This is a genomic window from Streptococcus cuniculipharyngis (assembly GCF_007859195.1).
GTDB classification, from domain to species: domain Bacteria; phylum Bacillota; class Bacilli; order Lactobacillales; family Streptococcaceae; genus Streptococcus; species Streptococcus cuniculipharyngis.
This window is the reverse complement of record NZ_VOHL01000006.1, coordinates 36,174-54,458: the sequence shown is the minus strand read 5'-3', so window position 1 is coordinate 54,458 and position 18,285 is coordinate 36,174. Positions and strand designations below refer to the sequence as shown.

General features: G+C 42.6%; 21 protein-coding genes and 1 pseudogene. 2 read left to right on the top strand and 20 right to left on the bottom strand.

All coding sequences use genetic code 11. The features are described 5' to 3' along the window. Positions 1-8 precede the first annotated feature (8 nt). The 16 genes and pseudogenes from FRX57_RS06560 to FRX57_RS06490 all read right to left on the bottom strand — a co-directional run bounded on the left by FRX57_RS06560 (position 9) and on the right by FRX57_RS06490 (position 13,194). A complete protein-coding gene (locus FRX57_RS06560) occupies positions 9-800 on the bottom strand; it encodes a YlmH family RNA-binding protein (RefSeq protein WP_146567869.1) in 792 nt (263 codons plus the stop codon). Further along, positions 797-1,054: a YggT family protein gene (locus tag FRX57_RS06555; RefSeq protein ID WP_146567867.1), complete on the bottom strand. Its 258-nt coding sequence runs from the start codon at positions 1,052-1,054 to the stop codon at positions 797-799. Before FRX57_RS06555 ends, FRX57_RS06560 begins: the two co-directional genes overlap by 4 nt. Before the next feature lie 4 nt (positions 1,055-1,058). Further along, on the bottom strand, positions 1,059-1,640 hold the full coding sequence (locus tag FRX57_RS06550) for a cell division protein SepF (RefSeq protein WP_146567865.1): 582 nt from the start codon (positions 1,638-1,640) through the stop codon (positions 1,059-1,061). Between the two features lie 14 nt (positions 1,641-1,654). After that, a complete protein-coding gene (locus FRX57_RS06545; protein WP_146567863.1) occupies positions 1,655-2,323 on the bottom strand; it encodes a YggS family pyridoxal phosphate-dependent enzyme in 669 nt (222 codons plus the stop codon). A 3-nt stretch (positions 2,324-2,326) separates the two neighbouring features. Further along, positions 2,327-3,631, bottom strand: a complete 1,305-nt coding sequence (gene ftsZ / locus FRX57_RS06540) for a cell division protein FtsZ (RefSeq protein WP_146567861.1) — start codon at positions 3,629-3,631, stop codon at positions 2,327-2,329. A 28-nt stretch (positions 3,632-3,659) separates the two neighbouring features. Then, positions 3,660-3,863: a cell division protein FtsA C-terminal domain-containing protein gene (locus FRX57_RS07895; RefSeq protein WP_425472615.1), complete on the bottom strand. Its 204-nt coding sequence runs from the start codon at positions 3,861-3,863 to the stop codon at positions 3,660-3,662. Further along, positions 3,857-5,048, bottom strand: a pseudogene (ftsA, locus tag FRX57_RS06535) (cell division protein FtsA); the annotation flags it as partial. The gene FRX57_RS07895 and the pseudogene ftsA, both read right to left, overlap by 7 nt. A 127-nt stretch (positions 5,049-5,175) precedes the next feature. Then, positions 5,176-6,270: a cell division protein FtsQ/DivIB gene (locus FRX57_RS06530; protein WP_146567857.1), complete on the bottom strand. Its 1,095-nt coding sequence runs from the start codon at positions 6,268-6,270 to the stop codon at positions 5,176-5,178. Positions 6,271-6,279: 9 nt separating this feature from the next. Continuing rightward, positions 6,280-7,341: a UDP-N-acetylglucosamine--N-acetylmuramyl-(pentapeptide) pyrophosphoryl-undecaprenol N-acetylglucosamine transferase gene (locus tag FRX57_RS06525; protein WP_146567855.1), complete on the bottom strand. Its 1,062-nt coding sequence runs from the start codon at positions 7,339-7,341 to the stop codon at positions 6,280-6,282. A gap of 1 nt (position 7,342) precedes the next feature. After that, positions 7,343-8,698: a UDP-N-acetylmuramoyl-L-alanine--D-glutamate ligase gene (murD, locus tag FRX57_RS06520; RefSeq protein ID WP_146567853.1), complete on the bottom strand. Its 1,356-nt coding sequence runs from the start codon at positions 8,696-8,698 to the stop codon at positions 7,343-7,345. A 104-nt stretch (positions 8,699-8,802) separates the two neighbouring features. After that, the gene (locus FRX57_RS06515) at positions 8,803-9,081 is read right to left on the bottom strand and encodes a DUF3165 family protein (protein ID WP_146567851.1); all 279 of its coding nucleotides are present in this window, start codon (positions 9,079-9,081) and stop codon (positions 8,803-8,805) included. Positions 9,082-9,103: 22 nt separating this feature from the next. After that, positions 9,104-10,945 carry a translational GTPase TypA gene (typA, locus tag FRX57_RS06510; protein WP_146567849.1) on the bottom strand — a complete coding sequence of 614 codons (1,842 nt, stop codon included), beginning with the start codon at positions 10,943-10,945 and terminating at the stop codon, positions 9,104-9,106. A gap of 134 nt (positions 10,946-11,079) precedes the next feature. Continuing rightward, positions 11,080-11,466 (bottom strand): rhodanese-like domain-containing protein, encoded by a 387-nt coding sequence (locus FRX57_RS06505; protein WP_146567847.1) that lies wholly within the window; start codon positions 11,464-11,466, stop codon positions 11,080-11,082. 9 nt (positions 11,467-11,475) lie between these two features. Then, entirely contained in the window at positions 11,476-12,447 is a 972-nt protein-coding gene (locus FRX57_RS06500) for an ROK family glucokinase (protein ID WP_146567845.1), read from the bottom strand. After that, positions 12,440-12,646, bottom strand: coding sequence for a YqgQ family protein (locus FRX57_RS06495; RefSeq protein WP_146567843.1), 207 nt, complete (start codon positions 12,644-12,646; stop codon positions 12,440-12,442). The genes FRX57_RS06500 and FRX57_RS06495 overlap by 8 nt, the downstream gene beginning before the upstream one ends. Positions 12,647-12,735: 89 nt before the next feature. Next, complete coding sequence (locus tag FRX57_RS06490) at positions 12,736-13,194, bottom strand: Dps family protein (RefSeq protein ID WP_146567841.1); 459 nt, start codon at positions 13,192-13,194, stop codon at positions 12,736-12,738. Between the two features lie 97 nt (positions 13,195-13,291). On the opposite strand from FRX57_RS06490, the gene FRX57_RS06485 reads away from it, so the two are divergent. After that, on the top strand, positions 13,292-13,942 hold the full coding sequence (locus FRX57_RS06485; protein ID WP_146567839.1) for a prepilin peptidase: 651 nt from the start codon (positions 13,292-13,294) through the stop codon (positions 13,940-13,942). Positions 13,943-13,963: 21 nt separating this feature from the next. On the opposite strand, the gene trpX is transcribed toward FRX57_RS06485, so the two are convergent. Both trpX and tgt read right to left on the bottom strand, forming a co-directional pair. Then, complete coding sequence (gene trpX / locus FRX57_RS06480) at positions 13,964-14,953, bottom strand: tryptophan ABC transporter substrate-binding protein (protein ID WP_146567837.1); 990 nt, start codon at positions 14,951-14,953, stop codon at positions 13,964-13,966. 360 nt (positions 14,954-15,313) lie between these two features. Further along, the gene (gene tgt / locus FRX57_RS06475; RefSeq protein WP_146567835.1) at positions 15,314-16,456 is read right to left on the bottom strand and encodes a tRNA guanosine(34) transglycosylase Tgt; all 1,143 of its coding nucleotides are present in this window, start codon (positions 16,454-16,456) and stop codon (positions 15,314-15,316) included. A 127-nt stretch (positions 16,457-16,583) separates the two neighbouring features. On the opposite strand from tgt, the gene FRX57_RS06470 reads away from it, so the two are divergent. Continuing rightward, complete coding sequence (locus FRX57_RS06470; RefSeq protein ID WP_186600843.1) at positions 16,584-17,327, top strand: DUF975 family protein; 744 nt, start codon at positions 16,584-16,586, stop codon at positions 17,325-17,327. A gap of 23 nt (positions 17,328-17,350) precedes the next feature. Here the strand turns inward: FRX57_RS06470 and FRX57_RS06465 are convergent, their stop codons facing one another. Together FRX57_RS06465 and FRX57_RS06460 are read right to left on the bottom strand one after the other, a co-directional pair. After that, complete coding sequence (locus tag FRX57_RS06465; protein WP_146567830.1) at positions 17,351-17,812, bottom strand: Fur family transcriptional regulator; 462 nt, start codon at positions 17,810-17,812, stop codon at positions 17,351-17,353. Positions 17,813-17,847: 35 nt separating this feature from the next. Beyond that, the gene (locus FRX57_RS06460; RefSeq protein WP_146567828.1) at positions 17,848-18,285 is read right to left on the bottom strand and encodes a CoA-binding protein; all 438 of its coding nucleotides are present in this window, start codon (positions 18,283-18,285) and stop codon (positions 17,848-17,850) included.

Below are 18,285 nucleotides of genomic sequence, written 5' to 3'. Positions count from 1 at the left end.
TTTTCTCCTTATTTAGACATCATCTGTCTGATGATTAATTTATATTTTCCTTGTTTAGACAGGCCCTTGCTCTTCTCAATCTGAAAACGGCCATAGCCACGAATACTAACAAGACTGCCAATAGCCAGCTCCAATGAGGGCTTATCAACTAAGGCATGATCGCATTTTACCCGTCCCTGCTCAATTAAGGCTAAGACTTGACTCCTAGGCTTCTTGAGCACTTGCGCAACCACCTTATCCAACCTTAGGCTAGAGCTGATAATGAAACGCTCCTGCCCTGATTCCCCCACTAAACGCTCCTCAAAAGCAATCTCACGAAGGGAAACGGGTAAACGTCCAATACTTGTCACTTCTTGCGCAAGATAAGGCAACTTTCTGCTATCAATAAAGCATTGAATCCGTCCATCAGCTACTAAAATATCCCCCAAGAACCCTCGCTTTAACCCAGATTGATTCAAGAAGGCCCCCATCACCTGACGATGGGTTAATTGTGAAAATTTCCTTGGGTAGTCAATCTCTACCAAGGAAATTTCAAAATCCTCAGCATGATAAACATAATAATCCGGGGCAATAATTAACCTAGCTTGCTCCATCGGGCAAAGAGCTGTCGAAAGAAAGTAGGAAACTCCCTGACTGGCTAAAATATTACTAGCGATAGTAAGTTGTCTCGGGTCTAAAAAATCCGTCAACTGGTAACTATAACTAGTCTCCATCTTCTCAATAAGCTGAAAGACTTTATCGATAAAAGGCTTCTCACTAGGATGAAAATGCTGGTAGATTGATTGACTGGACTTTTTCATCGATTCAATAAATTAAGTAAAAAACCACTCAGCCAATTTAAAATTCCCATCAATACAAAGATGGTAAAATCTAAGCCAGCAAAAACAAGACGAAAACGTCGAAAAGGTTTAACCACCGGCTCGACCAAGGAAGAAATCAGCTGGCCCAACCGAGTCTCATAAGCACCAGGAAACCAAGATAAAACTGCATAAATCAATAAAATATATGAGTAAACCTGGATGAACCTTAGTGCTATTATAATCACAAATTCCATTAGCTTATCTTCTCTTCATATCGTAGTCAAAAGATAGGTCTTGACCATTACCCGGTAGCTGCATTTCTTCAATATCAACAACAACAGAAACTGGGGTCAGCAGATACATTGATGAGCCTACTTTTTGTAGGTTACCTGAGAGAACCTCACTGGCACCATCAATAAAATCCAAACACCGTCTAGCTTGAGTTTCCAACATGTATTGGAAATCAATAAGGACGCATTCGTTGCTATTAAGAAGAGCCACAATCTCTCTAGCATCCTCATATTTTTTAGGATATTTCAGGGCAATTGTCACCGCACTATTGGCAACAGAAACAGGCGTTTCACGCCGCTGGTTAACTGGTCTAAAGGGCTCCTCCTGTCGAGGTCTTTGTTGAGTCTGTGATTGAGAACTCACCTGAGCACGAGCTTGGCTCTGCTGACTGACTTGAGAACGAACAGGTTGACTAACCGTCGCCTGTTTTCGCTGCTGAGGAGTTGCTTGACTGTCCATTCTTGGCGTGGCTAGCGTCTCCTCTAATTCACTAACCTCATCTGTATCAAAATAAGATATAGCCTTATCAAAAAAATTTCTTATTGCCATAATTGTACTCCTATTTATTTAAAGAAGGCTGATCCTACCCTGATAAAATTGGCCCCTTCTTGAATAGCGATGTCAAAATCATCACTCATTCCCATACTCAACTGAGCAAAGGGCATCCGTTCAAGCTTCCTCTCAGCCAAAGATTCTTGTAATATCTTAGCTTTTTGAAAAATCGCTCGTTTGTCATCTTGACTAGCCGCTAAGGGAGTCATGGTCATCAGACCAACCAAAATAATTTTATCATAGGCCTTCAATTCTTCAAGGGCTGCCTCTATTTCAGACAAATAAAACCCATGTTTACTTGCCTCCTCTGAAATATTTACCTGCAAAAAGCATTTGATCGGTTTTTGGGCCCTCTTTTGAATCTCAGCAGCTAGCTTGAGAGAATCTAAAGCATGGAAGTAATCAATATAATTGATAACTTCCTTGACCTTGCGCCTCTGCAAACTCCCAATTAAATGCCAAGTAATCGGCTTACCTGCCAACTCCTTGTATTTTTCAAGGAACTGATCCACTCGATTTTCCCCTAAGTGCTCAATCCCCAAATCCACTAAAGCTTTTGCTTCTGGACAACCAACATACTTGGTCACAGCAATCACCTCTACGGCCTGCTGAAACCTTGACCTTGCCTGAGCTGCCTTAATTCTTTGATAAACTAACTGCTTATTTTCTGCGATAGTCATAGATTAACGATTTTTAAAAAACGGTGGGGTTTCAAGCTCGTCATCCCCATCAAAGGAACTTTGTTGGAAGGTTGACATGCTCAACTGACTGTCTAACTCTCCCTCAGTCGGACGAGCAATGTTATCACGGCGTAAATCCCAATTACCAAAGGAGGATTCTTCCGGACTAACCTGTTTCTTCGATGTTGTCATCGTTGGAACAGGCATTTCACGGCTTTCAGCCATATCAAAATTTGTGCGACGATCAAAATTTGGCTGAACAGGTTCTTGATGATCATTTGCTGATGACTGACTAGTGGTTGCCTGAGTGTAGGTCCGTGGTTGACGGAAATTAGAGACCTGGTCGACACGATCTTTACCGACACCAGTTGCAACAACAGTGACACGGATTTCATCTTTCATGCTATCATCAATTGATGTTCCCAACCAAATGTTTACACCACTACCTGCTGCTTGACTGACAATTTCAGAAGCTTCTTCAGCCTCAGTCAAGGTCATATCCAGACCACCCGTCACATTGACAATGACATCCTCAGCCCCATCAATCGTTGTTTCCAACAAGGGAGAGTAAATCGCCTTACGTGCCGCCTCAATGATGCGTTCTTCTCCGCTACCGATACCAATTCCCATTAAGGCATTCCCTTTGTTGGCCATAACAGTTTTAACATCAGCAAAATCAAGGTTGATTAGACCTGGATTAGTAATCAAATCTGTAATCCCTTGTACCCCTTGACGAAGAACATTATCTGCTTCACTCAAGGCCTCAAGCAAAGGCGTCTTTTTATCAACAATCTCCAAAAGATTGTTATTGGAAATGATCAGTAGGGTATCTACTTGCTCACGAAGTTCAGCAATGCCTTCAATAGCAAAATTTCCACGCTTATTTCCTTCAAAACCAAAAGGACGAGTGACCACTGCTACTGTCAAAGCACCTAGACTCTTAGCAATACGAGCAATTACCGGTGCTGCCCCTGTTCCAGAGCCACCACCCATACCTGCTGTGATGAAGACCATATCTGCTCCTGTCAGAGCTTCCACCAGTACCTCTTCACTTTCTTCGGCCGCCTTACGACCAACTTCAGGCTGACCTCCAGCACCCAAACCACGAGTCAATTTAGGCCCTAACTGAATAACAGTTTCCGCCTTAGAGGCACTCAAGGCTTGAATATCCGTGTTGGCTGCAATAAATTCAACGCCGGCAACACCTTCATCAACCATACGATTGATGGCATTACCACCACCACCACCAACACCGATTACTTTAATAATTGCACCTTGGACAGATGCTGCATCAAATGAAAATACCATGTATTATTTCCTCACTTCAGTAGAACTTTTAGTCAAATAAACTGCCAAAGACACCACGCATGCGTTCGCCCATCTTCGGCTTAGCTTCCTTCGGAGCTGCGGGCTCTTTTGGTAGGGGTTGTGGAATATAGTCTGGTTCTTGGAAGGATTCCACCGCTCTAGATGGCTTAACATCATAGGACCTATTAAGCTCAGGAGCAGTTACCGTCATACTAGGTGTCCCCATGTCCACTGGCTTACGTCTAAGCAGCTCTTCTCCAGAAACTGCACCTTGCGACAAAATATCAACTTCTGTCATTGTGCCAACATATTCTACCAAACTGATCACGTTAGCAAACATCGGATTGCGGATACCAACCTGATTTGGTACATGTAATTTGACATTGGTTTGAAAAATTTCTTGCGCTAATTCAACCACACCTGGAAGAATAGCACCACCACCAACCAAGATAACACCGCCAGGCAATTCCAAAAGACGCCCTCGTACCAAATCTTGTTTGATACGTTCCAAAATATGACGAATCCGAGCAGAAATGATTTCAGCCAGATAACGTTCCGTAACCTCGATAGGCTCTTCACTTCCGACCACTTCTACTGGAACGGTCTCTGTCAAGCTGGTTGTTGCCATATCAGCACTACCAAAATTGAATTTCAAAGCTTCAGCAATCTGCATAGAGGTCTTCAAAACTTTTGAAATATCCTTGGTCACATATTCACCCCCCTCGGGATAAATATTAGTGTACTGCAATTCTTGTGCTCGCATAGAAGCCACTGTCGTTTGACCAGCTCCCATATCAATGACTGTTGCACCAAATTCACGCTCTCCCTCATTTAAAACCGTTTTTGCCATGGCTAAAGGGGTAATAATGATATTTTCTACCTTAATACCTGCACGCTCAACTGTCTTACGAAGGTTATGTAAAATGGTACTTGGCCCTGTATAAATCAAGCCACGCATTTCCAAACGAATCCCCATCATCCCTCTAGGATCTCGAATCCCCTGGAAACCATCCACGATAAATTCCTCTGGTACTAAAGAAATCACTTCACGTTCTGGTGTGATACTCTTGGTTAATGCTGAACGAACAACACTGTCAACATCTTCATCCTTAATTTCTTTGGACTCACTAGGCACAGGAATCATTCCTTGAGTAGGCTCGATTTGCAAATGATTGGCTGGTAAACCAACATTTACCCGTTCAATAGAAATGCCAGCCTTTTCTTCTGCCTGTTCAATAGCAGATTTAATAGCTGTTGCTGCGGCCTCAATATCAACAATAATGCCATCTTTCACACCACTGCTTTCAACATTACTGACCCCAATCACATTCATTTCGCCCTTAATAAATTCGGCAACTAGAACTTTGATGGAGCTTGTTCCTATATCTAACCCTGTAAAAAAGCCATTTCTAGCCATTCACTTGACCTCACTATCTTTCCAATCTGCTATTATCTTGTACTATTCAAAAATAGAATTATTCAGATGCTATTATATCATAAAAAAAGGTAAAATGATAACATTTTACGCTTTTTGTTGTAGAAACTTATCTTGACGGCTCCTCACCAGCTGGGCCCTCTGCTAAATTATCAGTTGATTCTGCCTGTGCACTAGTTTCCTCGCCACTGATTGATGTCGATTCAGTGGCACTCTCACTGGCTTCTTCTTCCTTGGGTGACGAAGAACTCTCACTTGACGTCACAGAAGCCTCTAACTCAGCCGTTGTGGTATAAACACCCGCTTCCATATCAATGATTTTTGGTGCTTCAAGGCTAGTACTTATTTTGTCATAATAAGGCAATTTTATCGCCACCTCAGACAAGGGAACACGAAGGATATTACCATCGTACATGTCAAATTGTATTAAATCCTTCGTCGCCTTACTAGGTGACAAACTAATTGTTTGGATATTCCGACGCAAACTAGGACTCAAGGTCACCAAATCCGCTACCAAGGCTTTAATTTGTTTATCATTCGATAGGTTAATGGTTAAAAAATTATCTGGCAATTGGCTAGCATTAACTGAGGCTACCTTTTTTCCATTTTCCAAAATCGGTTGGTAGCCATCTGCCGTTAGGGTATAGGCCAAAATCCCATATTCCTTAACCTTGATGGTAAATTGATTAGGAAACTGGTAGGAAATCTTGGCCTCCTTAATCCAAGGATTTTTTGCCTTCAACTGCTCCTCATATTTCTGATGAAAGAGCCAAACACTGGTGATATAATCACTGGCCTTAATCCCCGTATCCTGACCAATATCCTCAATCAAGGCATTTTGATTCCCTGAAATATACAGTTGTTTACTTTGACTGAAGGGCGTGATATAAAAGGTAGCCACAAGCAAAATCAAACTTGCGACAATAAAAATAGGTAAAGACTTGGACCGCGCGCGATCCTGGGCTGTCCGCTCCTTTTTGACCCTAACCGGCTTAACCTTCTTCTGTTTAATTGGTTTTTTCGGCATTTTTCCTTCTGTTGGCTCCCTGTCCACAGAAGGGCGTCGGGACGGAAAATGACTAGCCTGCTCTGACTTTAGCCGCTCTTCTCGCTGTTTCTTTTTTAAAAACTCAATATTTCTTTTTTGCCAGTCTGTCAATACTGGTTCTTCAGCTGACTGCTTGCTCTTCCCTTTTTTTGCCATAATGTCCTTCTATGTTTTTTCAATATCTGACTGAAGCAGGGCATAAAACGCATCAGCCGATTTTAAATCTTTGGTTTGCTCCATGGCGCTTATATAAGCCTCACGATTGGCCAATAACTCTTTTATTGCCTGATTTAAAGTCTCCATAGTCAAATCTGACTCCAAAATCTGCTTGGCATAACCTTGTTTCTCAAAATAGGCGGCATTTTCCAACTGATCACCTCGACTGGCCTCTTTCCCCAAAGGCACAATCACCTGCAATTTTTTCATGGCTAATAATTCAAAAATCGTATTAGCTCCTCCTCGTGTCACCACCACATCGGCCAGTGTCATCAAGGCTTGATAACTATCTGTGACATAATCAACCCGATAAAGATTTTGTGATAATTGGTTGAGACTTTTATCACCTGAGATGTTAATCACATTGTAAGCTTCCAAAAGGGCCTTATTATTGGAAATAAAATCGTTGAAGACCTTAGCTCCACCAGACCCTCCGATGAACAAGATGGTCTGAAGCTTGTCATCAAATTGGGCCTGAATGTCCTGGACCTGTCCAAGATCAACCTCTTGCTGACTAATCTTGGTGATTGCTCCCACATGTTTTTCCTTAACCAGATGCCCTTGTTTAAAAGTAGTATACATGGTCGTTGCAAATTTTGAAGCAATTTTATTGGCCAAGCCCATGGACAAGTCGGATTCATGAACAAAAACAGGAACCCGCAAGAGACGAGCTGCAATAACAGGTGGAACAGAAACAAACCCTCCCTTAGAAAAGAGAGCCTGAGGTCTAACCTTCCCAACAATCAAGAGCGACTGAATGATGCCATAGGCTACCTTAAACAGGTCCAAAAAATTTTGCCAACTAAAATAGCGACGTAACTTACCAGTAGCAATCCCATGAAAGGTTACAGGCAAACCCGATTTGACAATCTCTTGGTACTCGACCCCTTTCTTGTCTCCAATATAATGAACTTGCCAGCCATCCGCAATAAATTTAGGCATTAAAATAAGATTGAGGGTAACGTGACCAACCGTGCCACCACCTGTAAAAATAATCTTTTTCTGACCCATTTTATTCTCCTTTTAGGCTCTCAAAGGCTTGGATAAATTCATCACCACGTTCTTCAAAGTTAGCATACATATCCCAACTAGCATTAGCTGGACTGAGCAAAATCGTATCTCCTGGATTGGCTTGCTTAAAGGCTTCCAAAGCAGCCTGTCTAACATCTGCCACTGTCAAACAGTCAACCCCAGCTTGTGCAGCCAGACCTTGCAACCGAGGAGCTGATTCCCCAAGAACAATGATTTTTTTCAAACCTCTGATATCTGGTAATAAATCGTCAAAGGCATTTCCTCGATCCAATCCCCCAAGGATAAGCAAGACCTCCGATTTCTTAAAACCAGACAAGGCTTTCTGAGTGGCTAGAACATTAGTAGACTTACTATCGTTATAAAACTTAACGTGATTAATCTGACCTAGGTACTGCAAGCGGTGTTTAACCCCACCAAACTGACCGAGAGCTTCAGCGATGGCCTGGTTAGGCAAACCAGCTAACTTGGCCACTGCAATAGTCGCCAAGGCATTTTCAATATTGTGCAAACCAGGAACACCCAGGTCAGCCGCAGGTAAAATTGCCTCTTCTTTAAAGTAGAGCATTCCCTCAGACAAGTAAGCCCCGTCAACCTTTTCATCCGTTGAAAATGGCACAAGTTGAGCCTTACTGCTTACCGCTAATTCCTTAGCCAAGGGTTGGTTGAAGTTAAGAACCAAGTAGTCTGCCGATGTCATATTTTCTTGAATACGCCATTTAGCAGCAACATAGTCATCAAAGCTACCATGGTAATCCAAGTGACTAGGCATAAAATTAGTAATGACAGCGATATGTGGTTTAAAGCTCTCAATCCCCATCAATTGAAAACTAGACAATTCCATAATCAGGTTATCACTCGCTGTGACTGTTTGCGCCACCTGACTGGCTGGAAACCCTATATTTCCTGCGACAACTCCCGACTGCCCAGCCTGCTTGAAGACCTCAGCAATCATGGTTGTGGTTGTCGTCTTACCATTGGATCCAGTAATCCCAATAATAGGTGCTTCCGCAATCAGATAAGCCAACTCAACTTCTGTTAACACAGGAAGCCCCTTGGCTAAGGCTGCTTCAACCATAGGATTATGGTAAGGAATCCCAGGGTTTTTCACCATAAGCATAAAGTCTTCTTCCAACAATTCCACAGGGTGATGGCCACAAACCACCCGAATACCTTCTTCTAACAATTCTTGTGCCAAAGGATTATCTGCTAAGGGACTAGCATCATTGACCGTCACAAGGGCCCCCAGTTGACTAAGTAATTTGGCTGCTGCCAGGCCTGAACGAGCCAAGCCTAAGACCAAAACTTTTTGATGCTTGAAGCGATTAACTATTTTCATACTCTTTCCATTCCATCCGTTTCTATCATTACTATTTTACCCTTAATTAACCTATTTTTCAAGATTCAAGGGTGGGAAACGCCCAACTAGAAAAAGAGAGGCTCTTAAAAACCTCTCCTATTTTCTCTATCTATCTTACTTTTTCGCCTAGTTTTCAACTCTAGGGTATCTTTTAACGACCAAACACCCAGAACCGTCATGATTAGACCGACAAAAATCTCTGGGGGAGATTTCACCAAATGAACAAAACTCAAGATGGCTAATACTAGAAAGACCCCGACAATACCAACCATAAAAATCATGGTCAAGGTATTTTTTATTGATTTAGGCGCGGCAAAAATGTAATAACCTAAAATCATTAATGCAATAATAAGATAGAACATCGATTAACCTCTTAGTTAAAGTTTATTCAGCAGATTTTTTCTTCTTAGCTGCCTTGTCACGCCCTTGTTTATCAAGAATTTGTTTACGGAGACGGATAGATTCTGGAGTAACCTCCATGTATTCATCATCATTCAAGAATTCCAAGGATTCTTCCAAGGTTAGAATACGAGGTGTTTTAATCACCGCTGTCTGGTCCTTGGTGGCTGAGCGGACATTGGTCATTTGTTTGGCAGTTGTGATATTAACGGTCAAATCATTATCACGAGAATTTTCACCGATAATCATGCCTTCATAAACTTCTGTTCCTGGATTAACAAAGATGGTTCCCCGCTCCTCAATCCGCATGATGGAATAAGTGGTTGCCTTACCAGCATCAATTGATACCAAGGCTCCACGGTGACGACCTCCAATTTCTCCTGGAATTACCGGCAAATATTGGTCAAAGGTGTGGTTCATAATCCCATAACCACGGGTCATTGACAAGAATTCTGTTGAGTAGCCGATTAAGCCACGGGCTGGCACAAGGAAAATCAAGCGTGTTTGACCGTTACCAACCATTTGCATGTCTAGCATGTCACCCTTGCGTTCAGATAGGGATTGAATCACTGCCCCTTGGTATTCTTCTGGCGTGTCGATTTGCACACGTTCAAAAGGCTCCATCTTGACCCCATCGATTTCCTTGATGATAACTTCTGGACGTGATACTTGAAGTTCATAACCCTCACGACGCATGGTTTCAATCAAGATTGACAAGTGCAACTCACCACGCCCTGAAACCGTCCATTTATCTGGTGAATCAGTTGGGTCAACACGAAGTGACACATCGGTTTGTAACTCAGCCAAAAGACGCTCTTCCACCTTGCGAGAGGTTACCCATTTTCCTTCACGACCAGCAAAAGGTGAATTATTAACCAAGAAGGTCATTTGTAGGGTTGGTTCATCAATCCGAAGCACTGGTAAAGGCTCAACCACATCTGTCGGGGTCACTGTTTCACCGACAAAGATGTCTTCCATACCAGACACGGCAATCAAATCACCAGCCTTAGCTTCTTGAATTTCACGACGTTCCAAGCCAAAGAAACCAAAAAGTTTAGTAACACGGAAATTTTTAGTGCTGCCATCAAGTTTTGATAGGGTTACCTGGTCCCCTACCTTAACTGTTCCACGGAAGACACGACCAATTCCAATTCGACCGACAAAGTCATTGTAGTCCAAAAGTGACACTTGGAATTGCAGTGGCTCATCTGAATTATCCACTGGGGCAGGAATATGGTCAATGATAGTATCAAAGATTGGTGCCATGGTCGCTTCTTGATCCGCTGGATCATCTGATAACGATGATGTTCCATTGATGGCTGAGGCATAAACCACTGGGAAATCAAGTTGGTCATCGTCTGCCCCCAACTCAATAAAGAGCTCAAGCACTTCATCAACAACCTCTGCTGGACGAGCAGACGGCTTATCAATCTTGTTAACCACAACGATTGGGGTTAGATTTTGCTCCAAGGCTTTTTTCAATACAAAGCGAGTTTGGGGCATGGTCCCTTCATAGGCGTCAACCACAAGGACAACACCGTCAACCATTTTCATAATCCGCTCAACCTCACCACCAAAGTCCGCGTGACCTGGGGTATCCATGATATTGATACGGACATCATTGTAAGCAACTGCAGTATTTTTCGCCAAGATGGTGATACCACGCTCTTTTTCTAGGTCATTAGAGTCCATGGCACGCTCATCTAGGGTGGTGCGTTCATCTAGGGTTTGTGATTGTTTCAGCAATTCATCTACAAGGGTGGTCTTTCCGTGGTCAACGTGAGCGATAATGGCAACGTTACGGATATCTTCTCTTAATTTTGTCATGATTTCCTCTATTTATTTTTTATCTTAACCGTTGTATTATACCATATTTTTTGATAAAAAACAGAAAACACAATACTTGTAAACGTTTCCTGACGACTTTTTAAAAAAATAGACTAGGAAATCCTAGCCTAAATCTACTGTTTAGTTGCCTTGATTTTACCATCCCAATGGTCAAACCCATCCCGCAAAACATAAACTTGGGTAAAGCCTGCTTTTTTCAAGCTTAAAATACTACGGGCCAAATTGGCTCCACGCGCATTATCATAGAGCAAAACAGGTTTATCCGGGCGGAGAGCTGAGAGCGACTCCTTAAATTGACCCGCTTGAAAGTTTCTCGCCCCCAAAATATGCTGACGACGAAAACTAGCACCATCTCGGAGATCAATGACCTGACCTCCCTGCATTAGTCCCTTAAATTCTTCATTGCTAATAAATTGGGCTGATTGTCGCACCCGCCAATAATTCCAAACTGTCCAGGCCACAAAACCTAAAACAATCATCCATAAAAACCAGGTTATCATCACTATCTCCTAATCTTCTAAAAACTGACGAGCTAGACTTGCCGCACCAATAATGCCAGCATCATTACCCAACTCTGCTAATTTAATCTTTGTAGTCTGTTTAACTTGAGGAAAGGCATAAGCTACAAAATAGTCCTCTACCTTCTGACGTAAAAATTCACCCGCAGCTGAAACGCCGCCACCAATCACAATGGCATCCGGATTGAGAATATTCCCCAAATTTGCCGCTGCTAATCCTAGATATTTAGCCACTTGATTAACCACTTGATTGGCAAAGTAATCACCCGTTTGAGCAACATCAAAAATAGCCTTACTGGTCACGTCATCCCCGTTATCAATCGCTAATTTAAGGGCCGAATCACCTTCATAGCTTTCCGCCAATAAACGAGCTAGACGAACAACCCCTGTTGCTGAAGCTACGGTCTCCAAACACCCTTTATTACCACAAGTACAATCAAAGCCAGAATCTGGCTCCACAATCATGTGGCCAATTTCACCGCCAGCTCCTGCCACGCCGTGAATCAGATGACCAGCTGCAATAATACCGCCACCGACACCTGTACCCAGGGTCATGAAGACAACATCAGGTTGATTATCGCCTGCCCCAACCCAACGTTCTCCTAAGGCAGCCACATTGGCATCATTGTCAATCGCAAAGGGAATCCCGAGTTCTCTTTCAATGACTGAGCCAACCTGCTGAGTCTGAGCCCAGTTTAAATTAAAGGCACCTGTCACCGTCTTATTGAGGCGGTCAACCGCACCCGGCGAACCCATGCCAATCCCCACAAAATCAGCAGCAGTCAAGCCATAAAGCTCCAATCGATGCTTGAGCGAAGCCACAATATCTGGCACAATATGACGACCTTCTTCTAAAATATTAGTCTCAATCGCCCACTTTTCCTGGACCTCTCCCTCTAAGCTAAGGATGCCGAATTTGACCGTTGTTCCACCTAAATCAATGCCTAATAATTTCTTACTCATCTTCTTTCTGCCTTTCTAAGCGATGTTCTCGTCGTAAAATCAGTTCAGCCTGCAAATAGTCTTCACGTCCAAGCAAGCCATTTTGATACAGACGCTCCAACTCAATCTTCATCATTTCAATATCGTATAATCGTTTTCCTAAATAAACGATTATACCAAATCGCTTGAGCAACTGTTGCACGTCATATAAGCTTTTCATATACACAAATTTTATCAAAATTTCCAGTACTTTTCAATGATAAAAAGAAACCAGTCCTGACTTGAACTAGCTTCCTTTTCCTATCTGACCTAGCGGCTTAATTCTGCCTTCAACATCCAACTAACCTTTTCGGCATCGGCTAAGGCATCAGCAAAGAGACCATTGGCTACGGCTTCATTTTCCTCATCTGTTACAGCCAAACCTTGACGATACAAAGTAGCCAAATATTCATAGAGGTCAACCAGTCTGTTCAAACGCTCAGCCATTGGTACCTCAAAACTCCCTTCCACTTCAACCAACTGGGAGACTTGGTCATATTCTTTCAGGGTAGAATAAGGGGCCCCGCCAAGCATAATCAGGCGTTCACTCAGTTCATCCAAGTGCCCATCTAACCCATCAATGAGCTTGTCCATCTGCTTGTGTAAATAGAGAAAGCCTTGCCCACGCATGTACCAGTGGGCCTGACGAATAATTGAAATAGCCTTGTAGATGTCAGCTACCGCTTGATTTAGCACCTGTTTCGTTTGAGGATAAGTATGTTCTGTCATGATGATCTCCTTTTTATTTATATTTTAATTATAATCATTCTAAACAAATTTGTCAATGATTTACTGTTTTCCTCTCGACGATTACGAATAATAAGGTATGACAACTTTTCTTATTTTTTTCCTCGGCGCTAGTTTAGGCTCCTTCTTTGGCCTAATCATTGACCGTTTCCCTGACCATTCCATCATCTGGCCCGCCAGTCACTGCCAAAATTGTCAAAGGCGATTAAGGTGGTACGACCTCATTCCTATTTTATCACAAGTTTATCATCGCTCACGTTGCCGCTTTTGCCAAGTGAAACTTCCTTTCTGGTATGCGGGACTTGAGTTGGCTTGTGGCCTTGTTTTATTGGTCTTTTGGTGGGGTATCGTCAACCTTGCCCAGCTGATATTAATCTACTCAGCACTTATTCTCAGCCTATACGATTTAAAATACCAAGAATATCCCCTTGTGATTTGGTTCCTAGGCAGTCTTCCTCTTCTTTTCCTAACTCCTTTTAAAACAATCAGCCTACTGTTTCTACTCCTAGGACTTCTAGCTTACCTACTTCCCTTGAACATTGGTAGCGGAGACTTTCTCTTTTTAGCTAGCCTCAGTCTGTCTCTCTCCATAACTGCAGTCATTAACCTACTACAACTTGCCAGCTTTCTAGCCATCATCTACTGCCTTGGCTTAAAAAAATACCAAGACCCCATCCCTTTTGTTCCCTTTCTGTCTCTTGCCTATTTTTTCGTTTTGTGGTTACACTAAAAGGCTCCTAAGAGCCTTTTATTATTTAATCACTTCAACTGCCGTTTTTAAAACATCTTCTGGAATAGCAATCCCCAGTTCCTTGGCTACTTTTTGATTGACTACCGGCTGACCTTCAGCAAAAATTTCAACAGGCAGGTCGCCCACTTTCTGACCATCTAAGACCTTGGCAACCATTTTTCCTGTCGCTACTCCCAATTCATACTGGTTAATCACAACAGAGGCTAGACCGCCTTCTTTCACCATGGTGTCAACACTTGGGAAAATTGGCTTTTTCGCTTCTTTGGCAGCTGATACTACCGTTGCAAAAGCACTAGCTATTGTATTATCAAGGGGAAGCCATACTGCGTCTACCTTGCTCAACATGACATTCATGGTTGTGGTAATTTCATTGGTTGATGGCACAGAGTAAGCCTCAACCTTATACCCTTTTTCTTCTGCCAATTTAGTGAATTCTTCAACCTGTGATTTTGAATTGTCCTCACTACTTGTGTAAAGTACACCAACTGTTTTAACATCAGGTGTCAGAGTCTTCATCAACTCAATCTGTGCCCCAATTGGTGTACGGTCTGACACACCTGTTACATTGCCACCTGGTTTTTTCAAATCCTTAACCAGATTAGCACCAACCGGGTCTGTTACAGCCCCCATAATGACCGGAATGTCCTTGCTAGCATTGGCTAAGCCCTGAGCTGCAGGTGTCGCAATCCCAACTAAAACTTGATTGCCATTATTCACCAAGGTTTGACTCATGGTTTGAACCTTACTTTGATCACCTTCTGCATTAAGAAAATCAATGGTTAACTTTTTGTCATCATAGCCTGACTCAGCCAAACCTGCCTGAATCCCACGATAGATTTCATCCAAGGCCTCGTGGGTAACAAACTGCAAAACACCAACCTTGGCAGGTTCATCTTTCTTAGCCTCCTGGCCCTTCGGAAAGAAAAGACTGGCAATAGCAACCACCAGGGCAAGACAGATGATGGTCAGTAGACGTTTATTCTTAATCATAATAGACCTCCCTTTATCTATATGAGTTCATTGTATCGTCATTAAGACTATCTGTCAAGCTATTTTCAGAAAAAAGTAAGGGATTACATCCTTACTACTCTAGGTGTTAGCTTTTACTCCAGCTGCCCTAACCTGGCCACTTTTCACTATCGCTTTTTCCATTATACCGAACAGCAACATAACAAATGCCTCAGCTTACTGAACCTTGTCTTATCTGAACAAATAAAAAACTACCAGCCAATAACTGGTAGCTTCCGATTTCCCAACAACTGTTGGGAAGGAGATTTATGAAAAAGAAAAGTTTTAGGATGGTTATAGTATAGTCCAACTAGCTTAAGCTAAGCTTAAACAATTTGATGGTTAAAAATTTCTCTTGGATTTATTATAGCCATAACGCTCAACAAAATCTGCTCGGAAGTCCAGCAAATTATCATCCAAAATGGCTTGGCGAACCTGTTTCATCAAATTAACCAAGAAATAAAGATTATGGTAGCTGGTCAAACGAATACCAAAGGTTTCATCAGCCTTGAGCAGATGGCGAATATAAGCCCGTGTGTAGTTTTGGCAAGTATAACAGTCACAATTAGGGTCAAGCGGGCTAAAGTCCTCGGTAAATTGGGCATTTTTAACAACAAGACGACCCTGACTGGTCATGCAGGTACCATTTCTAGCGATACGCGTCGGCAAGACACAGTCAAACATATCCACCCCACGAATAACCCCATCAATCAAACTATCTGGGGCCCCAACCCCCATCAAGTAACGCGGTTTATTTTCAGGCAAAAGAGGGACGGTAAAGTCTAAGACGGCATTCATTTCTTCATGTGTTTCACCCACAGCTAGACCACCAATGGAATAACCTGAAAAATCCATGCTGACCAAATCCTGAGCGGATTGACGGCGTAAATCTTCAAAACCAGCCCCTTGAACAATCCCAAAGAGACCTTGGTCCTGCGGGCGACGATGGGCCTTAAGGCCACGCTCTGCCCACCGGCTGGTACGTTCAATTGATTTTTTGACATAATCATAAGGCTGATAGAACTGGGGACATTCATCAAAACTCATCATAATATCACTGCCCAGATTATTTTGAATGGAAATCGCCTTTTCTGGGGAAAGGAACATTTTTGCCCCGTTGAGATGATTTTTGAAGGTCACCCCTTCTTCGGTAATCTGACGACTATCTGCCAAGGAATAAACTTGAAAACCACCGCTATCCGTCAAAATAGCCTGGTCCCAGTTCATAAATTTATGGAGTCCTCCAGCCTGAGCCACTAATTCGTCACCAGGACGCAACCATAGATGATAGGTATTTGACAAAATAATCCCAGAGCCCATTTCTTTGAGCTCTTCAGGTGACTGGGTTTTAACCGTTGCCTGGGTACCGACGGGCATAAACATTGGCGTTGGGAAGGTGCCATGGGGGGTAACAATTTCACCCAAACGGGCACCCGTGTGTTTTTCTTTTTTGATTAAGCGATATTGAATTGGATGTTCTGTCATGTTGTCTCCTTTACTTAGCAACTGGAAAATACAGTTCCAGGCTTCTTAAACATCCCATATTTTACCAAAAAAAGCAGCTTCTGTCATGGGATATGATATAATAAAGGACAGAAAGGAGGTCATTTCTATGATGACCAATCAAGCCATTAAACAAGAAGCCAAACAAGTCTTGAAAAGTACCCCCAAAAAAGCCTCTCTTTTTTTAACCCCTGTCCTACTGTTGATTATCACCAACAGCCTGACTAGCACCATCAACTCGGACCAAATCTACCCCTTGCTTTTCCCTAATCTGCTAACTATTTTTAATGCTTTTTTCCTTGCTTCAGCCAGCATAACCATGCTAGATATTTACAGAAAAACCAAAACCATTCCTACTTTTAGCGACAGTAGCCGCGCCTTCTCACGCCCTTTTATTGGTAAATTCATCTTGGTGGAACTGCTCAAATTCTTCTATATCCTCTTACCCCAGCTAGTTCTCGGTAGCCTGCTTGGCCTAATTTTTGGCTTTATTGTCGATAACATCAAGCCTGCAGATCCTATCCCACTTTTCCTTGGCTTTATGCTTATCCTTTTCCTAGTGATGGTCAGTATTTCCGCTCCCCTCTATTATAGTTTTAGCCAATCCACCTTGCTCTTATATGACCAGGTTCAAAATCAAACCTATCAAAATCCCCACAAGCTACTCATGGCCAGTCGCCAACTGATGGCTGGTCATCGTAAACAAGCCTTTCTTTTAGATGTCTCCTTTATTGGTTGGTTTATCTTAACCATTTTCCTTAGCCCAATTCTCATCTACTGCCTTCCTTATTACACCACTGCGACGACTATTTTCTATAATCAGCTAGTAACAGCAAATAACCAGACACAATAACTGAAAAAGGATTAGACCCTAGTCTAATCCTTTTTTTCTTGACAGTCTGGGCAAATCCCATAAATCATGGTTTGCGTCTTAGTGACATGAAAGCCTGTTTCTGTCTCAATGGCTGTTTTCAAGTCAGGTAAGCTGGCGGCCACCATCACATCAACTATCTTGCCACAAACCTGACAAATGACATGCGGGTGCTGATGCCCTAAAAAATCATAGTAGCTAGTACTATCCTGAGGAAGTTTCAACTCACTAACAAAGCCCTCGTCAACCAAGACCTTGAGGTTATTATAAACGGTTGCCAGACTCATGCTGGGATAGGCCGGTAACAAATCCTGATAAATCATCTCGGCACTGGGATGGTCATGGCTCTCAATCATGTAAGCAATAATAGCCTTGCGGGTATCGGTTAAACGAATTTGTCGTTCCTTGAACTCGGCCAAGGTTTCTTGGTACAAGGCTTGTTCTGATTCTGATAAGTTAAATTCCATGAGCCCTCCTTCCTACTGTCTATTATAACACAATCTTAAGGCTTACCAAACAATCTGAGATAGTCCAACTTGATGCAACGGTTCATGACCAATTTGTCCTTACCTGCCTGTCTCAATAGCAGCTCAGCATCCTGACTTTCCAAACCCAACTGGGCCCAAAAAATCTTGGCCCCACTCTGGATAAAGTCACTTGCTACTTGTGGCAAGACCTGACTAGGACGAAAGACATTAACAATATCAATGGCTACTGGAATGTCCAGTAGGCTAGCATAAACCTCTTGCCCTAGAATCTCTTGTCCTGCCAGACGGGGATTGACTGGAATAATAGTATAACCTGCCTGCTGCATGACTCGACTGACCTGATAACTGGCTGTTTCCTCTCGATTAGACAAGCCGACCACTGCAATCACACGACTGCTGCTCAAATAATCGTTGATGATAGCATCGCTAGGATTTTTAAAATGATAAGTCAT

Coding starts and splice junctions, on each gene's coding strand:
- FRX57_RS06560 (WP_146567869.1), bottom strand. CDS start 800: ATGAAAAAGTCCAGTCAATCAATCTACCAGCATTTTCATCCTAGTGAG.
- FRX57_RS06555 (WP_146567867.1), bottom strand. CDS start 1,054: ATGGAATTTGTGATTATAATAGCACTAAGGTTCATCCAGGTTTACTCA.
- FRX57_RS06550 (WP_146567865.1), bottom strand. CDS start 1,640: ATGGCAATAAGAAATTTTTTTGATAAGGCTATATCTTATTTTGATACA.
- FRX57_RS06545 (WP_146567863.1), bottom strand. CDS start 2,323: ATGACTATCGCAGAAAATAAGCAGTTAGTTTATCAAAGAATTAAGGCA.
- ftsZ (WP_146567861.1), bottom strand. CDS start 3,631: ATGGTATTTTCATTTGATGCAGCATCTGTCCAAGGTGCAATTATTAAA.
- FRX57_RS06530 (WP_146567857.1), bottom strand. CDS start 6,270: ATGGCAAAAAAAGGGAAGAGCAAGCAGTCAGCTGAAGAACCAGTATTG.
- FRX57_RS06525 (WP_146567855.1), bottom strand. CDS start 7,341: ATGGGTCAGAAAAAGATTATTTTTACAGGTGGTGGCACGGTTGGTCAC.
- murD (WP_146567853.1), bottom strand. CDS start 8,698: ATGAAAATAGTTAATCGCTTCAAGCATCAAAAAGTTTTGGTCTTAGGC.
- FRX57_RS06515 (WP_146567851.1), bottom strand. CDS start 9,081: ATGTTCTATCTTATTATTGCATTAATGATTTTAGGTTATTACATTTTT.
- typA (WP_146567849.1), bottom strand. CDS start 10,945: ATGACAAAATTAAGAGAAGATATCCGTAACGTTGCCATTATCGCTCAC.
- FRX57_RS06505 (WP_146567847.1), bottom strand. CDS start 11,466: ATGATAACCTGGTTTTTATGGATGATTGTTTTAGGTTTTGTGGCCTGG.
- FRX57_RS06500 (WP_146567845.1), bottom strand. CDS start 12,447: ATGAGTAAGAAATTATTAGGCATTGATTTAGGTGGAACAACGGTCAAA.
- FRX57_RS06495 (WP_146567843.1), bottom strand. CDS start 12,646: ATGAAAAGCTTATATGACGTGCAACAGTTGCTCAAGCGATTTGGTATA.
- FRX57_RS06490 (WP_146567841.1), bottom strand. CDS start 13,194: ATGACAGAACATACTTATCCTCAAACGAAACAGGTGCTAAATCAAGCG.
- FRX57_RS06485 (WP_146567839.1), top strand. CDS start 13,292: ATGACAACTTTTCTTATTTTTTTCCTCGGCGCTAGTTTAGGCTCCTTC.
- trpX (WP_146567837.1), bottom strand. CDS start 14,953: ATGATTAAGAATAAACGTCTACTGACCATCATCTGTCTTGCCCTGGTG.
- tgt (WP_146567835.1), bottom strand. CDS start 16,456: ATGACAGAACATCCAATTCAATATCGCTTAATCAAAAAAGAAAAACAC.
- FRX57_RS06470 (WP_186600843.1), top strand. CDS start 16,584: ATGATGACCAATCAAGCCATTAAACAAGAAGCCAAACAAGTCTTGAAA.
- FRX57_RS06465 (WP_146567830.1), bottom strand. CDS start 17,812: ATGGAATTTAACTTATCAGAATCAGAACAAGCCTTGTACCAAGAAACC.
- FRX57_RS06460 (WP_146567828.1), bottom strand. CDS start 18,285: ATGACTTATCATTTTAAAAATCCTAGCGATGCTATCATCAACGATTAT.